Annotated in this window: 20 protein-coding genes; 10 read left to right on the forward strand and 10 right to left on the reverse strand. The window is 67.8% G+C overall.

Features of this window, described 5'->3' with window-relative positions; genetic code table 11:
• Positions 1 to 101: 101 nt before the first annotated feature.
• The gene (locus tag ABZ319_RS11040) at positions 102 to 836 is read right to left on the reverse strand and encodes a pirin family protein (protein ID WP_354986193.1); all 735 of its coding nucleotides are present in this window, start codon (positions 834 to 836) and stop codon (positions 102 to 104) included.
• Between the two features lie 144 nt (positions 837 to 980).
• Between ABZ319_RS11040 and ABZ319_RS11045 the strand changes: the two genes are divergently transcribed.
• The 3 genes from ABZ319_RS11045 (at position 981) to ABZ319_RS11055 (ending at position 3,045) form a co-directional block, all read left to right on the forward strand.
• Positions 981 to 1,835, forward strand: a complete 855-nt coding sequence (locus tag ABZ319_RS11045; protein WP_354986194.1) for a DUF3137 domain-containing protein — start codon at positions 981 to 983, stop codon at positions 1,833 to 1,835.
• Positions 1,832 to 2,446 carry a LemA family protein gene (locus tag ABZ319_RS11050; RefSeq protein ID WP_354986195.1) on the forward strand — a complete coding sequence of 205 codons (615 nt, stop codon included), beginning with the start codon at positions 1,832 to 1,834 and terminating at the stop codon, positions 2,444 to 2,446. Before ABZ319_RS11045 ends, ABZ319_RS11050 begins: the two co-directional genes overlap by 4 nt.
• Positions 2,447 to 2,643: 197 nt before the next feature.
• Entirely contained in the window at positions 2,644 to 3,045 is a 402-nt protein-coding gene (locus ABZ319_RS11055) for a PPOX class F420-dependent oxidoreductase (RefSeq protein WP_354986242.1), read from the forward strand.
• 6 nt (positions 3,046 to 3,051) lie between these two features.
• Here the strand turns inward: ABZ319_RS11055 and ABZ319_RS11060 are convergent, their stop codons facing one another.
• Positions 3,052 to 4,431, reverse strand: a complete 1,380-nt coding sequence (locus ABZ319_RS11060; RefSeq protein ID WP_354986196.1) for an acyl-CoA dehydrogenase family protein — start codon at positions 4,429 to 4,431, stop codon at positions 3,052 to 3,054.
• A 117-nt stretch (positions 4,432 to 4,548) separates the two neighbouring features.
• Between ABZ319_RS11060 and ABZ319_RS11065 the strand changes: the two genes are divergently transcribed.
• Positions 4,549 to 5,469 (forward strand): SGNH/GDSL hydrolase family protein, encoded by a 921-nt coding sequence (locus ABZ319_RS11065; protein WP_354986197.1) that lies wholly within the window; start codon positions 4,549 to 4,551, stop codon positions 5,467 to 5,469.
• Here the strand turns inward: ABZ319_RS11065 and ABZ319_RS11070 are convergent.
• Entirely contained in the window at positions 5,435 to 6,280 is an 846-nt protein-coding gene (locus ABZ319_RS11070) for a helix-turn-helix transcriptional regulator (RefSeq protein WP_354986198.1), read from the reverse strand. The two genes, ABZ319_RS11065 and ABZ319_RS11070, sit on opposite strands and share 35 nt — an antisense overlap.
• A gap of 102 nt (positions 6,281 to 6,382) precedes the next feature.
• On the opposite strand from ABZ319_RS11070, the gene ABZ319_RS11075 reads away from it, so the two are divergent.
• Together ABZ319_RS11075 and ABZ319_RS11080 are read left to right on the forward strand one after the other, a co-directional pair.
• Positions 6,383 to 7,102 (forward strand): SDR family NAD(P)-dependent oxidoreductase, encoded by a 720-nt coding sequence (locus ABZ319_RS11075; protein ID WP_354986199.1) that lies wholly within the window; start codon positions 6,383 to 6,385, stop codon positions 7,100 to 7,102.
• Between the two features lie 5 nt (positions 7,103 to 7,107).
• A complete protein-coding gene (locus ABZ319_RS11080) occupies positions 7,108 to 7,587 on the forward strand; it encodes a hypothetical protein (protein ID WP_354986200.1) in 480 nt (159 codons plus the stop codon).
• Positions 7,588 to 7,597: 10 nt separating this feature from the next.
• On the opposite strand, the gene ABZ319_RS11085 is transcribed toward ABZ319_RS11080, so the two are convergent.
• Both ABZ319_RS11085 and ABZ319_RS11090 read right to left on the reverse strand, forming a co-directional pair.
• Positions 7,598 to 8,020, reverse strand: coding sequence for a DoxX family protein (locus ABZ319_RS11085; protein ID WP_354986201.1), 423 nt, complete (start codon positions 8,018 to 8,020; stop codon positions 7,598 to 7,600).
• A 132-nt stretch (positions 8,021 to 8,152) separates the two neighbouring features.
• A complete protein-coding gene (locus tag ABZ319_RS11090) occupies positions 8,153 to 9,328 on the reverse strand; it encodes a hypothetical protein (protein ID WP_354986202.1) in 1,176 nt (391 codons plus the stop codon).
• Positions 9,329 to 9,658: 330 nt separating this feature from the next.
• On the opposite strand from ABZ319_RS11090, the gene ABZ319_RS11095 reads away from it, so the two are divergent.
• Positions 9,659 to 10,255 (forward strand): hypothetical protein, encoded by a 597-nt coding sequence (locus ABZ319_RS11095; protein ID WP_354986203.1) that lies wholly within the window; start codon positions 9,659 to 9,661, stop codon positions 10,253 to 10,255.
• Positions 10,256 to 10,282: 27 nt separating this feature from the next.
• Here ABZ319_RS11095 and ABZ319_RS11100 read toward each other — a convergent pair whose 3' ends face one another.
• A complete protein-coding gene (locus ABZ319_RS11100) occupies positions 10,283 to 10,555 on the reverse strand; it encodes a hypothetical protein (RefSeq protein WP_354986204.1) in 273 nt (90 codons plus the stop codon).
• Positions 10,556 to 10,618: 63 nt separating this feature from the next.
• On the reverse strand, positions 10,619 to 10,984 hold the full coding sequence (locus ABZ319_RS11105; RefSeq protein WP_354986205.1) for a DUF6086 family protein: 366 nt from the start codon (positions 10,982 to 10,984) through the stop codon (positions 10,619 to 10,621).
• 212 nt (positions 10,985 to 11,196) lie between these two features.
• On the opposite strand from ABZ319_RS11105, the gene ABZ319_RS11110 reads away from it, so the two are divergent.
• Positions 11,197 to 11,442, forward strand: a complete 246-nt coding sequence (locus ABZ319_RS11110; RefSeq protein WP_354986206.1) for a hypothetical protein — start codon at positions 11,197 to 11,199, stop codon at positions 11,440 to 11,442.
• 31 nt (positions 11,443 to 11,473) lie between these two features.
• On the opposite strand, the gene ABZ319_RS11115 is transcribed toward ABZ319_RS11110, so the two are convergent.
• A complete protein-coding gene (locus tag ABZ319_RS11115; protein ID WP_354986207.1) occupies positions 11,474 to 12,106 on the reverse strand; it encodes a hypothetical protein in 633 nt (210 codons plus the stop codon).
• A gap of 343 nt (positions 12,107 to 12,449) precedes the next feature.
• Here ABZ319_RS11115 and ABZ319_RS11120 point away from each other — a divergent pair, with 343 nt between their 5' ends.
• Complete coding sequence (locus tag ABZ319_RS11120; RefSeq protein WP_354986208.1) at positions 12,450 to 12,989, forward strand: hypothetical protein; 540 nt, start codon at positions 12,450 to 12,452, stop codon at positions 12,987 to 12,989.
• Positions 12,990 to 13,023: 34 nt separating this feature from the next.
• Here the strand turns inward: ABZ319_RS11120 and ABZ319_RS11125 are convergent, their stop codons facing one another.
• Together ABZ319_RS11125 and ABZ319_RS11130 are read right to left on the reverse strand one after the other, a co-directional pair.
• Positions 13,024 to 13,815 (reverse strand): MBL fold metallo-hydrolase, encoded by a 792-nt coding sequence (locus ABZ319_RS11125; protein WP_354986209.1) that lies wholly within the window; start codon positions 13,813 to 13,815, stop codon positions 13,024 to 13,026.
• A gap of 6 nt (positions 13,816 to 13,821) precedes the next feature.
• Entirely contained in the window at positions 13,822 to 14,292 is a 471-nt protein-coding gene (locus ABZ319_RS11130) for a grhN (RefSeq protein WP_354986210.1), read from the reverse strand.
• A 111-nt stretch (positions 14,293 to 14,403) separates the two neighbouring features.
• On the opposite strand from ABZ319_RS11130, the gene ABZ319_RS11135 reads away from it, so the two are divergent.
• A complete protein-coding gene (locus ABZ319_RS11135; protein ID WP_354986211.1) occupies positions 14,404 to 15,552 on the forward strand; it encodes a helix-turn-helix transcriptional regulator in 1,149 nt (382 codons plus the stop codon).
• Positions 15,553 to 15,576 lie beyond the last annotated feature (24 nt).

Raw genomic sequence — 15,576 nt, forward strand, 5'->3', positions numbered from 1 at the left:
GGCGGACGAGACCCCCGGCCGGATCGCGATCATCACGAATGTACGCAGGAGGCGGGGGAAATCGCGCCAGGCGCAGCGAATGTCGTGTTCGCTGTTCGGATTCAGACCGCGACCGCGTGCATCTCCCAGATGAGGATTTCGGCGTCGGTATGTGCGCGTACCTGCTGTCCGCCGGTCGCGGTGAGCCGCACCGCATCACCCTGTTCGAGGATGCCGGATCCTTCGAACTCGACGCTGCCGCGCGCGATGAACACGTGCCCGTGTGGCGCGTCGGGTACCTGAATCGCGGACCCGGCGTCCAGGCGCGCCGCGTGGAAGGCGGCGAACCTGTTGCCGAGACCGATGGCTGTGTCGTTGCGGTAGCGCTCCATGCCGGAGGCGACGGTCAGCAATTCGTTGCGCCGCAGCGCATCACCGATGTCCATCTCCTGGTATCCGGGCACACTCCCCGGTGTGTCCGGCGGCACCCACATCTGCACGACGTGCAGCCGCTGCCGCTCCGCCCGGCCCGCGCCGTTCTTCTCCGAATGCAGGATTCCGGTCCCCGCGCTCATCCGCTGTGCCAGCCCGGGATGGATCAACCCCGAATGCCCCTGCGAGTCCTGGTGTACGACAGTTCCTTCCAGCACCCAGGTAATTATCTCGGTATCCCGGTGCTGATGGGTGTCGAAGCCCTCCCCGGCGTCGACGAAATCCTCGTTGTGAATGAGCAGCATCCCGTGCGCGTACCGCGCATGGTCGAAGTTGCCGGTCGCGGGAAACGACTGCCGTGATTCGAGCCACTCGTTGCGCCACCGTCCCCGCTCGGCGCTGCGCACCACCTGGACCTCGGACATCTGCAACCTTTCGACGTCGGGTGCAATGCCGATCGGTTGCCCGCTATTCCCGGGCCGGCCGCGTCCGCCACCGAAATTGCATTGCGGGCCCCTGAGAGAATCGTTGCGACCGTCCGGGAGGGGCGGTCGTGGGGAGGGGGACTTGTGAGCGGTGTGACCGATCGGGAATCGGATGAGGCGGTGTGGTCGCGGCAGCCGACGCTCAACGTGCTGACAGCGATGACTTTCGTGGCGCTGGTGTTCGTGCAGTATCGGTGGTGGCACGACCACGGCCGGCCGTTCTCGTGGTGGCTGCTGCCGGCGACGCCGTTGCTCGCGTTCCTGCCGGCCGGGATCATCGTGAAATCGCTGCGCAAACGGTGGGCCGAGGGTTGGGCGCGGGGGAACGGGTTCGAGTATCGGCGCACATCGGAGTGGCCGGTGCCCACCTGGGACTTCCCGCCGTTCAATATCGGGCGGGCCCGGCGGTTTCGCGTCCGCGACACCATGCGGGGCACGGTCGGCGACTACCCGGCGAGCTTCTTCCATCTCACCTGGCTGCACAACAACCGCATCAATGTCAGCACGCACTGCCGAAACGTCTTCGTCGTGGAGCTGCCCGCCGCACTGCCTCGGCTGACGATGGGCGCCACGGTGGACATCACCACCGGGGGACGGGTGGAGTTCGAATCGGCGGACTTCAATCGCCGATTCTTCGTCTATTCGAAGAATCCGGCGTTCGCCCACGCGGTCCTCACCCCGCGCACGATCGACACACTGCTCGAGCTGGCCCGCGCCCACGGCGGTGCGGTGACCGTGACCAAGTTCGAGATCGTCGGCAACCTGCTGGTCGCCGTGACCACGCTGGGCAATCGGCCGCACGAGATCACCGGTGTGTACGAGGTGATGCGTGCCCTCGCCGACGGCATTCCGCGTTTCGTCTGGACCGACCACGGCACCCCCGCCACCCACTCGTACCCGGCGCTGTCCGGCTCGCACTCGGAAGGGACCATCGCATGAGCACCACCGTCACCGTCCTGCTGGTGATCGCCGTCGTGGTGATCGCCGTCCTGTGGTACTTCGCCGTGTACAACGATTTCGTCCGGCTGCGGAACCTGGTCGCCGAGTCCTGGCGGCAGGTCGATGTCGAACTGCAGCGCCGCCACGAGCTGATCCCGAATCTGGTCGCCACGGCCGAACGCGCCGCCGCCTTCGAACGCGGCACCCTGGAAGCCGTCACCGCGGCCCGCGTGAACGCCGCCGCCGCATCCGCTGCCGGTTCGGAAGTGACCGGCGTCGTCACCGCCGAAACCGCCCTGACGAACGCCCTGTCCCGTCTGTCGGCCGTGGCCGAGCAGTACCCCGACCTCGGCGCGATCCACAATTACCTGTCCCTGCAATCCGACCTGGGCGACGCGGAGGACCGAATCGCCGCGACCCGCCGCCTCTACAACGCGAACGTCCGAGCCCTGAACACGAAGATCGAGTCGATCCCCGCGACCCTTGTGGCCACCCTCCACCACGTCCTCCCCGCCCAATACTTCGACCTGACGACCCCCGATGCCCGTTCCGCCGTCCCGGTGGCCACCCTGTTCCGCTCACCCGACCACCCATCCCCCCGCCCGGTCTGACCACCCCACCGGTTCGCCACATGCCTCCGGGCAGGGCCTCGTCAACGCGAGATCCAGCTCCCCGCGTGTATGAATTGGTTGTGGCGGAATGCTTTTGGGTGTCCGGGGGAGCGGAGCCACGAGTCGTGGTTTCATCGGGTGGCCGCGGGCATGCGGGAATTGTTTCGGGGTGGGGGGTGTTGCGCAGCGGGGTGAGCATGCTTTCGGAAGAACTGCGCAGGCACATCGACGAGTCCAAGGTCTTCGGGACCGTGGCGACCATCGGGGCGGACGGGCAGCCGCATCTGACCGTGGTGTGGTTGATACGGGACGGGGACGACCTGGTGTACTCGACCGCGGTGACGCGGCAGCAGTACCGCAACCTCGCGCGGGATCCGCGGGCCACCGTCATGATCACCCCGGCGGAGAACCAGTACGTCTACGCCGAGGTGCGCGGCACGGTCAGTTTGGAGCCCGACCCCGATCGTGTGCTGCCCGACCAGGTGTCGCGCAAGTTCACCGGTAAGAGCTTCAACGACTTCAACCCCGCCGCGGCGACCGACACGGCCGAGCGGGTCATCGTCCGCATCACCCCGACGAAGGTGCACAGCCGCTTCTGACACGGCTCAGCGCGGCGGGCGCAACAACCGCATCGCCGCCTTCACTATCGGCTGCGGCATCCGATCCTTCATCGTCAGGGCGGCCGAGGCCGCCTTGGTGCGTATCTCGGTGCCGCGGCCGAACTTCCGGTTCAACGATCCGCCGGAGGGTTCGAGCGAGAAGTGCAGCGGTGGTTTGCCGTCGGCCGCGCCCAGGGCGCCGGAGATCACCATGCGCTGAATCTCGCTGGTTCCCTCGAAGATGGTGTACAGCTTTGCGTCTCGATACCACTTCTCCACGGGATGGTCGGTGATGTATCCCCAGCCGCCCATGGTCTGAATGGCACGCTCGGTGGCGTCCACCGCGACCTCACTGGCCGCCAGCTTCGCCATCGACCCCTCACCGCGCTCGAACGGCACCCCGTTGGCTGCCATCCACGCGGCCCGCCAGGTCAGCAGTCGCGCGGCGTCGATGCGCGTGGCCAGATCGGCGATCGGGAACGCGATGCCCTGATGATGAATGATCGCCGCGCCGAACGCTTCCCGCCGATTGGCGTAGTCGGTCATGTATTCCAGTGCCGCCCTGGCGATGCCGAGCGCCTGCGCGGCGACCATCGGCCGGGTCTGGTTGAACGTGCCCAGCGTCGCCGAGCTCGTCCGCCCGCCATCCCCGTTGGCCGCGTGCGCTTTCGCCAGTTTGTGCTCGAGCTTGTCGGCTCCGCCGAGCAGGTGATCGGCGGGCACCCGCACCCGGTCGAACCGCAGTTCCGCGGTGTGCGAGGCCCGGCACCCCAGCTTGTCCAGCTTGCGGACCAGCTCCAGCCCCGGCGTCCCGCCCGGCACCACGAACAGCGCTTGACCGCGATGCCCCAGCTCCTCGTCGACCACCGCGTTCACCACGTGCACGTCGGCGATGCCGCCGTTGCCGATCCACATCTTGTGCCCGTCGATCACCCAGTCGTCGCCGTCGCGCACAGCGCGCGTCCGCAGATTGCGCACATCGCTGCCCCCTTCGGGCTCCGAGATCGCGAGCGCGGCCAGCTTCAGATTCCCGGGTGTGCCGAAACATTCGGGCGCCCACCGCAACATCTGCTCGGGTGTGGCGGCCTGCCCGATCGCCGACAGCGCCAGCGCGGGCATGACGATCGCCAATCCGATTCCCGCGCAACCCCAGAACAGCTCTTCCATGAACATCGGCAGCGACAACCCGGTGGGATCACCGATGAGATCGCGATAGAACAGCGGACTGTAGAACCCCCGCTCGGCCGCCTCCTTGAGAACCGGCCAGGGAAACTCCTGGGCACGGTCGTAGTGCGCGGCCACCGGCCGCACACATTCCTGCGTGAAATCCCGCACTCTGCGCACCAGATCCTGCTGCGCGGCGGTGGGCGTCAAGTCGAAGGTCACGAGTGGGCGATACCCAGTCGGCACGGTCTGATTCACGGCCGGCGCGGATCTCTCGGGTACGCCTGCTCGCCGTGCGGCAGCGTCAGAGCGGGAATTCACCCGGTTAGGGTGGTCGGCATGTGGCTGTCCTCCTCGCGAACCCGCGCTCACGCCGCCCTGGCCGCGCTGACGGTCACCGCCGCGATCGTGTCCGGCTGCTCGTCCGAACCGTCACCCTCCGACGAGCCGGGGGTGAACAGCGCGCTGCTGGGGGAGTACGTGGCACTGGGCGACTCCTTCGCGGCCGGCCCCGGGATATCGCCGCCGAGTATGGGCGATCCCTGCTTTCGCAGCGCTGTCAACTACCCCCGGCTGGTCGCGAACGAACTGGGCGTCAAGACGTTTCGCGACGTCACCTGCAGCGGCGCGCGCACCGAGAACATCCTGACCACACCGCAGACCGGCAGGTCGGCCGAGGCGAAGGTCCCGATCCAACTCGACGCCCTGACCCCCGACACCACCCTGGTCACCCTCACCATCGGCGGCAACGACGCCGGCCTGCTCACCATCGCGAACCAGTGCGTGAACAACACTCCCGAGCCGGCCGGCGAATCCTGCCGAGACCGCCTCACCGCGGACGGCATCGACCGCGGCGCCCAGGCGATCGACGCCACCGGCCCGCAGATCGCCGCGGTGCTGGACGCGATCCACGCGAAAGCCCCGAAGGCCCGCATCCTGATCACCAGCTACGCCCTCTACACCCGCGACGGCGGCTGCCCCACCCAGCCGGTCTGGCCCCGCGATGCCACCTACCTGCAGGACCTCATCGACCGCATGGCGGACCTCACCCGCACCCTGGCGGCCGAACACCACGCCGAGTTCGTCGACTTCATCGGCCCGGGAGTGGGCCACGACGGCTGCGAGCCCCTCGAGAACTGGGTGAACGGAATCGTGGCCCGCCGCCCCCAGGACGGCTTGGTGCCGCTGCACCCGACGGGGCTGGGAGAGGCGAACTTCGCGCGCATCATCGTGGAGCAGCTGAAGGGTGCGGGGTCGTAGGGCGAGCGAGCAGCTCGAGCGCGGTCGCCGCGGCACTGCCCGCGGCCGCGGAATACACGATGACGGTTTGATCGGCGTCCGGGATCACCAGCGCCTCGCAGTCGAGCTCGAGCGGGCCGAGGGCCGGGTGCGCGATGGTGGCCGAACGGCTGCGCAGCCGGCCCGATCGACCGGAAAGCCACAGCGTCTCGAACAGTGCGCTGCGCGAGCGCAACTCGGTGATCAGACTCGACAACCCGGGATCATTCGGATACCGCGACTGGACGGTGCGCAAGCAGCCCACGCAGTCGGCCGCATCCGACGCCTCGGTGTCGGTGACCGTCGGGCCGGGCCCGGCGCCGAGGAATCGCTGCCACAGCAGATTTCGCTCGCCGACCGGATACACCGAGAAATCCCCGAACAGTGCCGCCGCGAGCGGATTCCACGCCAGCACATCGGATTTGGCGGACAGCACGAGCGCGGGCAGGTCCGCCATCCGATCCAGCAGCCGCATGACGCTGGGCCGGATGGTCATGGGGATCCGCCCCGCCTGCGGCGGCTCACCACCCGCGAGCCGGAAGATCAGATCCCGGTCCGAGTCGTTCACCCGCAGCGCGCGGGTCAGCGCGTGCAACACCTGCTCGGAGGGTCGCGGCCCGCGCCCCTGTTCGAGCCGGACGATGTAATCCACACTGAGCCCGGCGATCTGCGCGACCTCCTCGCGCCGCAACCCCGGCACCTGTCGTCGAAATCCGCCCGCCAGCCCGACTTCCGCGGGTGTGAGGCGCGAGCGCGCGGTCCGCAGCACGCCCGCCAGTTCAGCCCTGTCCACCCCGTCCATCGTGCCGCAGGATCGCCGCGCGGGGGTGGTATCGGCGGTCCCATGCCGATCAGGCCCTGGTGACGCCGGCCGGCGGGCGCGAGGGTGACATCCATGACGACAACGACGATCGCCCTGGTGACCGGGGCGAACAAGGGTCTCGGACGCGAAACCGCGCGCCGCTTGGCGGTATCCGGGTGGCATGTCTTCCTCGCCGCCCGCGACGAGGCGCTCGGATCGTCCGCGGCCGCCGAACTGTCCGCCGATGGCGCGCAGGTCAGCTACATCCCGCTCGATGTGACCTCGCAGGATTCTGCGGATGCGGCAGCCGGGATCGTTCGCGCCGCGGCGGGCCGCCTCGACGTGCTGATCAACAACGCCGCTGTCGCGGGCCCGGACGCGCACCCCGCCGACACCCGCGCCGCGGACCTGCGAGCGGTCTTCGACACCAACGTGTTCGGCCCGATCCGGGTGATCACGGCCTTCCTGCCGCTGCTGCGCGCCGCCGCCAACCCGCGCATCGTCATGGTCTCCAGTGGTATGGGCTCGATCGCGACGACCACGGACCCGCGCTGGAAGGACCTGGTGCGGCCCACACTCGGCTACCCCGCCACGAAAGCCGCCCTGAACATGCTCACGACCCAGTACGCCCTGGCCCTGGGTGATATTCGCGTGAACGCGGTGGATCCGGGCTACACCGCGACGGATCTCAACGGGCACAGCGGGTTTCAGTCCCTGCGGGAGGGCACCGACGCCATCGTCGAACTGGCGGGCATCGGGCCGGACGGCCCCACCGGCGGCTTCTTCGATCGGAACGGACCCGTCCCGTGGTGAGGGCCGTGATCACGCTATTTGTGCTGTCCGCCCTGGGCCTGGCACTGTTCACCATCTCGACCACACCGGAGGACCCTCCCATGGCACAACACGATTCGAGCGACGCCGTGCTGTCGATCGGCCTGCATCCCGGAGCCGTCGACTACAGCCGCTATCCCGGTCTGACCGAGGACGCGCTGGCGGCGCGAATCGCGGCCGGTGAAGCCGCGTTGCGCGACGCCGGCTTCAACCTGGTCTCCTGCCTGCTTCCGGCCGATCCCGCCGCGGCCGAGGTGACGCTGCGGGAGTGCCTGTCCCGGGGACAGTTCCGGGCCGCGATGATCGGCGCCGGGGTGCGCATGGCGGCCGAGCACACGGTGCTCTTCGAACGCCTGGTCAACGCGCTCGTCGAGGTCGCACCCGGAACCCGCCTGTGCTTCAACACCTCTCCGGAGACGACCATCGACGCCCTGCGCCGTTGGGTCGAGCCCGCTCCCCGGCGCTGATTCCGCGGGGTCAGCGCCTGCTCGTCCGCCGCGCGCCGAGCGACAGCGCGGCGGCCCCCGGCCCGAAGAACGCGATCAACAACAGCCCGACCCCGAACGCCGAGGCCGCCTGCCCGCCATTGCCGTACGCGTCCCACCACCGGTCCGGACTCCCCTTGGCGTGCACGAAAATATAGGCGTAGGCCATCATCCCGGCCCCGAACAGCCCCGCGAAGAACGTGTAGGCCCCGAGGATCAGCAGCACGCCCACGATGAGCTCGAAGAGTCCCGCCCACCACCACGGCCACTCACCCGGGGTGGCCTGCGGACTTGCGTTGGGCCACCCGGCCAGCGCGGACGTGCCCGACAGTACGAAGTTCACCCCCAGCACCAGCCGTGCCAGCAACACCACGTAGGGCCGCAACTCCGGTGCATACCCGCCGTCACCCGCCATCAGCTACCTCCCAGCGTCACCTATGCACGATAGCGCGAGTTGCGGATTCGGCCGGGAGGGCGAATATGGCAATCCTGTCGTGAACGATGGTGACGCCGGCAATCGTCATCCGAGACGCAAGCGGGTCCGCTCCTAGGGAACGGGGACCATGTCCGGGTGCAGCAGATCGCCCGGCGCCTGCAACAGCCGGTCGTATCGTCCCAGCGCCGTGTTGAAGAAGCTGCGCAGGTACACGTTCTGCAGGGCCAGCGAAACCTGCGGGTCGATCGTGCCGACCAGTTCCGCCGCGGCGGCGGCGGGAAGGCGCTGGGCCGCGACGAGCGGTGCGGCCACGAACTGGTTGTCGCAGAACGAATGATGTTGCGCGCCGACGAGGCGGAAGTGGAACTTCGGGCCGCGCGTGGCATCCCAGAACTGCTGCCACCCCGGGACATCGGCCCGGCTCGCGGCATTCCCGGAGATGAGCATGAACGGCCGGTCCACGCCGTCTCGGGCCACCGAACCCCACAGGCCCCCATCGAGATCGGCCGCCGCCGCGATCCGCGGGTCGTCGTGCATGGCCTGCGCCGCGGTGGCGCCACCGAGTGAATGGCCGTACATCACGATCTTGGACATATCGAGCACCCGCGCGAGATTCGCCGGGAGCGGCTGTTCCGCCGCGTCCGGGTTCTTTCCCGCCGCGATGTCGCCGAGTTCGTCCAGCACGAACCGCGTATCGGCCACCCGCGTCGCCAGCGCGGCCGCGACCTGGCTCTCGGCCTCGGCCGCGTCCTTCGCCACCGGCAGCGCGTTGCGCTCGATCCGCCCACCCGGGAATTCCGTGGCGGCCGACTCGTAGGTATGGCTCATGGTGACGACGACGAATCCATGACTGGCAAGATCTTCCGCCTGCGCGGTGCTGAGCTCGCGCGGCATTCCCAGCCCCGGCGAGAACATCACGATCGGCCGCCGTCCCCCGGTGGCCTCCGCGTCCGCCCCGACCCCGCCGTGCCCGGGCGTGAACACCCACTGTCCGTCCGTCGAAGCGCCGACCCGAGCCAGGCTGCCGGCGTAGATCCGCGCCATGTTCGGCGAGAGCCACGCCCGCCGTGGACTTCTCGCCTCCGGCGCGGCCGGATACCACACGCTGACCATCAGCTCGCGGGCCCCGCCCGCCCCGTACGAATCCCGCCGCGAGCCGTCCACCAGATGCAGATCGACCACCCCGACGGCGTCTTCACCCGTCGGCTCCGGCAGGGTCAGCACCATTTGCTGCGAGACATCCGGTTCGGCCCGCGCGACCACGCCGGTGAAGCCCCATACCAGCACGACAAGAACCGCGACGATCCGAAATGTCCTGTTCAGCAAGGTAATTCCCTCCCAGGTTCCCGATGGTGAAGTCTTCGTCCGTGTCCGCAGACAGCTACGCGAGCCACCATAGCGGGAACGTGTGCCACCGCCCCGGACCGCCGCCAATCTGAGATCTGGCCGTCGATTTCGGGCCGCCCTTGTCCGGAGACTCTTTCCGCGACGACGTTCGGCCGCGTCGTTCCAACCGACGTCGGTCGGGAGGCTGCCCGGTGCCGCTCAATCGGCGTTCGGGATGAAAAGCGCGTGGCGGCTCGCTGCGTGCGTAGGATCTCGGTCAGGGAGGATCGGATGGGATTCATTGCGCGGCAAAATGGTTCGCCCTCCGCTGGCGCGAGCAAGCGTTCCAAGGCTGCTGCATTGATGCTGCTGGGCTTGGCATCGCTGAGCGCGGTGGTCGTCGCGATCCTCGTTCTGGTCTGGAGCCGCTTCGCGGGTTTGGCCGACTCGCTGATCGTCCCCGAGGTCGTCAAGACGAACCTCACCGACAGCGACGCCAGGGACAAGATGGCCCGGGAGTTCCACATCCACATCCCCGACAACTGGCGCCTGATATCGATGACCTCGACCTGCGAAGGCGACGCGATCAAGAGCTGCGCCTTCAATGGTTCGTTCACCGGCCCGCCGTCCGAGTTCGAGCGCTACCCAACACTTTTCCGCGCCCGCCCACCCCAAACGGTGGATCAGCCCGCGGCTCGGCCGGTGACCTGCGCCGAACTGACGGAGCGAAACCTGACGGAGCTGGCGTCCGGCATCGACTGCGCCATTCGGCAGGAGTTGGTGCTCAGCGATCTGACCGGCCGCGGCAACACGGGGTTCCGCGGGAATGTACTGGTCGCGGGAACCGCCACGGAGACCATCGTGCGAATAAGCGCGTGGACGGCCTGATCGCCGGGCCCGATCGGCGGCATCCGCCTACCGGGCGATCCTGCGCACGCCGTAACCGATCGCGAACAGCGCCAGCGCCGCCCCTTCGAGCGCTGCCATCACAATCGTCCCCGCCACCATGATGAACGGCCCGTACTCGGCGACCCGGCCCCAGTAGTCGCAGGGTCCGACGGAGTCCGGGATCATCGCGCACTCGGGGTGCCGCAGGGTCGCGAACAACAGCGTCGCGATCGCCGGCATCGCCAGGGCCAGCCCGAAGAAGAGCGCGACAGCGGAAACGAACCGCGGCAGGGTTGGCATGTGGCCAGACACTAGCGTGAGATGCGCCCGCTCGTATGCCGATTCGGACGGCTGTTCAGCCAATCACCGCGCCATTGCACGGGTCAGTTCCGCGACGCGATCACCGAGCCCGGACGGACCGCGGGTTTCGATCTCGACCGAAACACCGGCGCGCTCGGTGATGACCAGGCATATTGCCAGAATCGTCTCGACCATCCCGCGATAGACCATGTTCTGCGTCGTCCCGTACGCGTCGGCCAGTGCCACGGTGAACTCGCGAAATTGCTCGATATCAACGTCGATGGTGCCCGGGTCGAATTCCTGCGGCCGTAGCCCGGTCGGCTTCTCCACAATCGGGCTCATGGCCTCGGCGAGCGAAACGAACATCGTCCCGGATCGGTTACCGGGATTCCATAGGTCGATGTCGCCCAGCTGGAAATACATGCTCATGGCCACTCCGTTCGGATGCTCGGTCCGACAGCCATTTCGCTCGCGGCGGCGGGCGTCACCGAGCCTGACATACGGGAGTCTTCCGATTGATCGAAAGATTGCAAACAGCTTGCTAAACCCAAGGCGGGGTTCGGCTTTCGTCGGCTCGTGTAACAGTCGAGATCCGCGGGCCGACGGACCGGTCGAAGACGCTGACGCGGCAGGGGGCCGACATGCCGGACGATTCCGAACCGACAATGCGTGCGAGACTCGGTAGCCATCTGAGGCTGGTCAAGCCGATCGCCGGCGCGGCCGTCGCAGTGACGCTGGTAGCCGTCGGCGCGACGCTGTTCTTCCACAAACCCGATCCGGCCCCGGTCGGCAACTATCGGCTGATCCAGCCGGTGGTCATCAAGCCCCTGCCGACGGACTATCACCCCGTAATCCCGACCAGCGCCCCTGCCGCGCCACCGAAGTGACCGGCGCAAAGCCTCTTTCGTGATTCGGTCCCTACTGCGTGGGGAAACCGAACGGCTTCCGATTGCGCCCGCGCATGATCACGACCGTCACGATGATGGCAAGGCCGACAACGAATCCGGCCGCCACGATCCCCAGCGCGATTCCGATGGTTCCGAAGGCGGCCGAGGGCGACCCCTCGGTGACCGCCAGGGTGATCCGTGCGGAACTCTCGCCGGTCAGCAGGTAGGTGCCGGCCTGCTCGGTGTGAAAGGTGAACCCGGCCCGGCCTTCGACGGCGTTGACCTGGTAGGTCGTGGTTCCCTTGGGGTCCGTCAGGTGAACAGTGTCGCCCGAGGGGTCGGTGAGGGTGACGTACACATCGCCCTGCGGGCCGTACTCGCTCGCACCGGAGTATTCGAGGTAGATCGTGTAGTCGGTGTCGGCGGTCAGACTGACCTCGCCCGATCCGGGGGACTGCACCCGCTGATAGTCGTCGACCTCGTCCAGGGCCTGGAACAGCGCGCTGAAACCGAACACGGCGGCGCCGACGATGCCCGCGATGATCGCGACGATGCCCGGCACGATCCACCACAGCGACGGCTTGACCGGCTGTTGCGGCTGCCCCCAGTGCTGCGGCTGCCCCCACTGCGGCTGGGGGTTGGGTGGATATCCCGGGTAGCCCATGGATAGATTCCTTTGCGGTGGCGCTGAACTCGGTCCAGCGCGCACGCCCCCGCCGGTATGGCGCTGAGCGCGACCTTCGTACCAATACACCCAGACCGTACAGTGCGGTGACGACATTTCGGCGGATGTTCGATGCCGGGTCGAAACGCCGATCGGAGTGGGAGCCGTAAGGCCGCCAGAGGGTGGGCGAGGGGTGCGGCAACTCGGTTCTTCGCGCACACGATCCTCACAATTCCCCCGCATTCCTTGCACATCGCCGCCGTAGGTTTCGGTGATGCTCGTCAACGCATTGCGAAACCCCGTCCCCGCGTGTGCTTTTGTCCTCGCCGTGTTCATGCTCGGGGTGACGCTTCATCGTGGCTGGTTCTTCACCCGGTTCTGGATTCTCGCCATTCCGCTGCTGCTGGGAGTTTTCATGTCGGTCGTGGCCGGCTTCGTGCTCATGCTGTTCCTGGCCGGCCGTGACCAGCGGCTGTGGCCGCGGATATCAACCGCGGTGCTCGCGCTGATCGGGGTCGGCGGCTCGGTCCTGCTCTACTTCGACTCGGAAGCCACCGCCCGGATCAGGTTTTGGGTCGAGCGACCGGCGTTCTCCGCTGCCGCGCAGATCGACCTTCCCGCAGACCGCGAAATCGACTACTACGGTGTCGATCTGCCCGCACACCTGTGCTTCGTGTCGGCGAACTGCAAGGTGGCCGTGATCGGAACCAGCGGCGGACAGCCGGTGCGGTTCGTACCCGACTACATCGGGATCCCGGACGATGCTCACGGTTACGGGCATTTCGTGGGCAAACCGGAGCCCGGACCGTACAACGGATTCGGCGAACCCATTTGCCCCACAATGGAGTTGGATGGCGGCTGGTGGTGGCTCGACTTTTGCTAGCGTGCAGTCTTGCGGCTGAACGACATCGACACCCTCACGGCTCGAAAGTAGCGAGAAGCTGTTCGAGGGCCTCCTGGTCGGGACCAACGAACGGCCTCTCATCGGGCGCGGCGGCGAGCATGTCGAGGAACTCCGCTGTGCGGCCGGGCGCGGGCGGCAGGTGGGTGCCCAGGATCAGTGCGGGGTCGAATCCTGCCAGGGCGGTGAGGGTGTCGAGGTAACGCGGCTTGTCGACGTTGTGCACCCACGGGCTGTCCACGGTCGCCCAGAGCAGTTGCCGCTCGCGCAGTTCGGCCCGGTCGAGGTAGCCGACATCGGGGCAGCCGGCCAGCTCGGCGGACGGCATGGGCGCGCCGAAGCAGTCCGAGGTGAAGCAGGCGCCGGTGAGCTCGTCGAAGGAGCCGGTGGTCGACGGGTTGTCGAACAGCGGCGGCCGGAACGCGGTGAGCCGCCGGTCGCCCACATCGAGCGACTGGCCCGGATTGAGCAGGTAGATCCGGTCCATCGGCAGGGGAGCCTCCATCGACATCAGACCCATTCCCAGGAACGTGGTGATCAGCCGTGCGCGCGGTGCGAGGTCGAGCAGCTCGCGCAGCGCACCGGTGTGGTCACGGTCCGGGTGCGTGATCCAGATCCACTCGATGTCGCTCGGGTGCAGGACGGAACCGAGCGCGGTCGTGAAATCGCGGCCGGGTAGCCCGGTGTCGATGAGAACGGGCTCGGCCGAGTGCAGTACGAAGGCGTTGACCGGAATGAACCCGATGCCCGGCACCGGCTGGCAATCGCTCAGGACGCTGATGTCACGTCCTATCCTGTTGATCTCCATGGGATTTCACTCCTGATCGAAATCGACGCGGATCATGGACCGCGTGATGGCCGACAGATCCTCGACCGTCGGTTCGTGACCGCGACTGACTTTGAGCCCGAGCTCGAACGGCGTCGCGCCGTGATCGAGGGCCTGTCGCAGCGCCGCGCCCAGCTCGAGCGGGGTCGGGTGCAGCAGGACGGCGTGACCCGCCCGGACCTGTCCGTGCCGGGTGATGGTGACGGGTGCGGGGTCGGTGAAGTTCAGCCGCCACGGGCGTTCGGTGAACACGGTCGGCACGCCGTCGATGGTGTGCAGGCATACCGGTATCCGCAGTGTCCTGCCGGTGATCCGGCCGGTGCATTCCAGCAGTACCTGCAGGTCGATGCGACGGCCGAGCCGGGGATCCGCAAGTATCCGCCGGACGAACGGGTTGATCATGCGCATGAGGGCCGGGGGTGGCGGAGCCAACCGGACCTTGGGTGTGGTTGTCGTCATCGCGGGCTCCTGGATGGTTCGGATACCGCTGACGGTAGGGATCCGCCGGTCACCGGGTAATACCAGAAATGTGGCATTTCGCGGCGGCCGCGGGGGTCGTACCGTTGTCTGATGAGCGCGGATACCTGGCAGCGTGCCGCGGACAAGATCAGTCGGCTGTGCGCCGAGCCCCGTGATCTGGTGTCGCTGTGGCAGGCCTCGACCGAGGTGCTCGCGGTCGTCGTCCCGCACTACTGGACGCCCTGCTTCTACACCCTGGACCCGGCTTCGCTGCTGATCACCAGTCACTTCCACCGCGGTCTCGACGAGTTCCCGGGCGACTGGCTGGTCAGCGAGTACTACACCGAGGACGTCAATCAGCTTGTCGACGTGGCCCGTTCGAAGTCGGGCATGTCGACCCTGCACGAGGCGACCGGCGGTGAACCCGCAAGCAGTCCGAGGTGGCATCGGAACATGGAGATGGGCGGGGATCAGGAGCTCGTGACCGGCCTGCGCACGCGGTCCGGCGAGGTGTGGGGCGCGCTGGCGCTCTACCGCGAACCCGGCGCGCCGATGTTCGACGAGGCCGAGAAGAACTTCGTGCGATCGGTGGCGTCCGTGCTCGCCGAGGGCGCCCGGTCGGCGTTGCTCCTGGGCCAGGCCCGCGAGCCCGAGTCGGTCGATTCTCCCGGCCTGCTCATTCTCGACAGCGCCGGCAACGTCGAGTCCACCACGCCCGGCGTCGATCGCTGGCTCGCCGACCTCCCCGACGGCGACTGGCCGACCGGCCGCCTGCCGTCCGCGGTCCTCACCCTCGCCGGCCGGACTCTCCGGGCAGCCGACCATCCCGAGCGGGGTGAGATCACGGTGGTGCGGGTGCTGTCCCACTCCGGAACCTGGGTGGTGCTACACGGCGCGTGCCTGAACTCGACCGGCGACCGCCGGATAGCGGTGATCATCGAGCCCGCCGCTCCCGGCCGCCTGTACCCGCTCCTGATGTCCGCCTACGGCCTGACCGAACGCGAGAAGGACGTCACCCGCCTGGTCCTGCAGGGCGCTTCGACCTCCCAGATTGCCGCGGATCTGGTGCTGTCCGCCCACACGGTCCAGCAACACCTCAAAAGCGTGTTCGACAAGACCGGGGTACACAGCCGCCGAGATCTGGTCGGGAAGGTGTTCTTCGCGTTCTACGAGCCGAGGTTGCGCGACAACGAGCGCCGGGTGCTCGACGATCGCCCGGTGCGGGGGGAGCCTTGGCTGTCGCCGGGTCACGCCGGGTGAGGGTGCTGGTCGCAATCTCCGTTC

Source organism: Nocardia sp. NPDC005978, assembly GCF_040614455.1.
In the GTDB taxonomy this organism is placed as follows: Bacteria; Actinomycetota; Actinomycetes; order Mycobacteriales; family Mycobacteriaceae; genus Nocardia.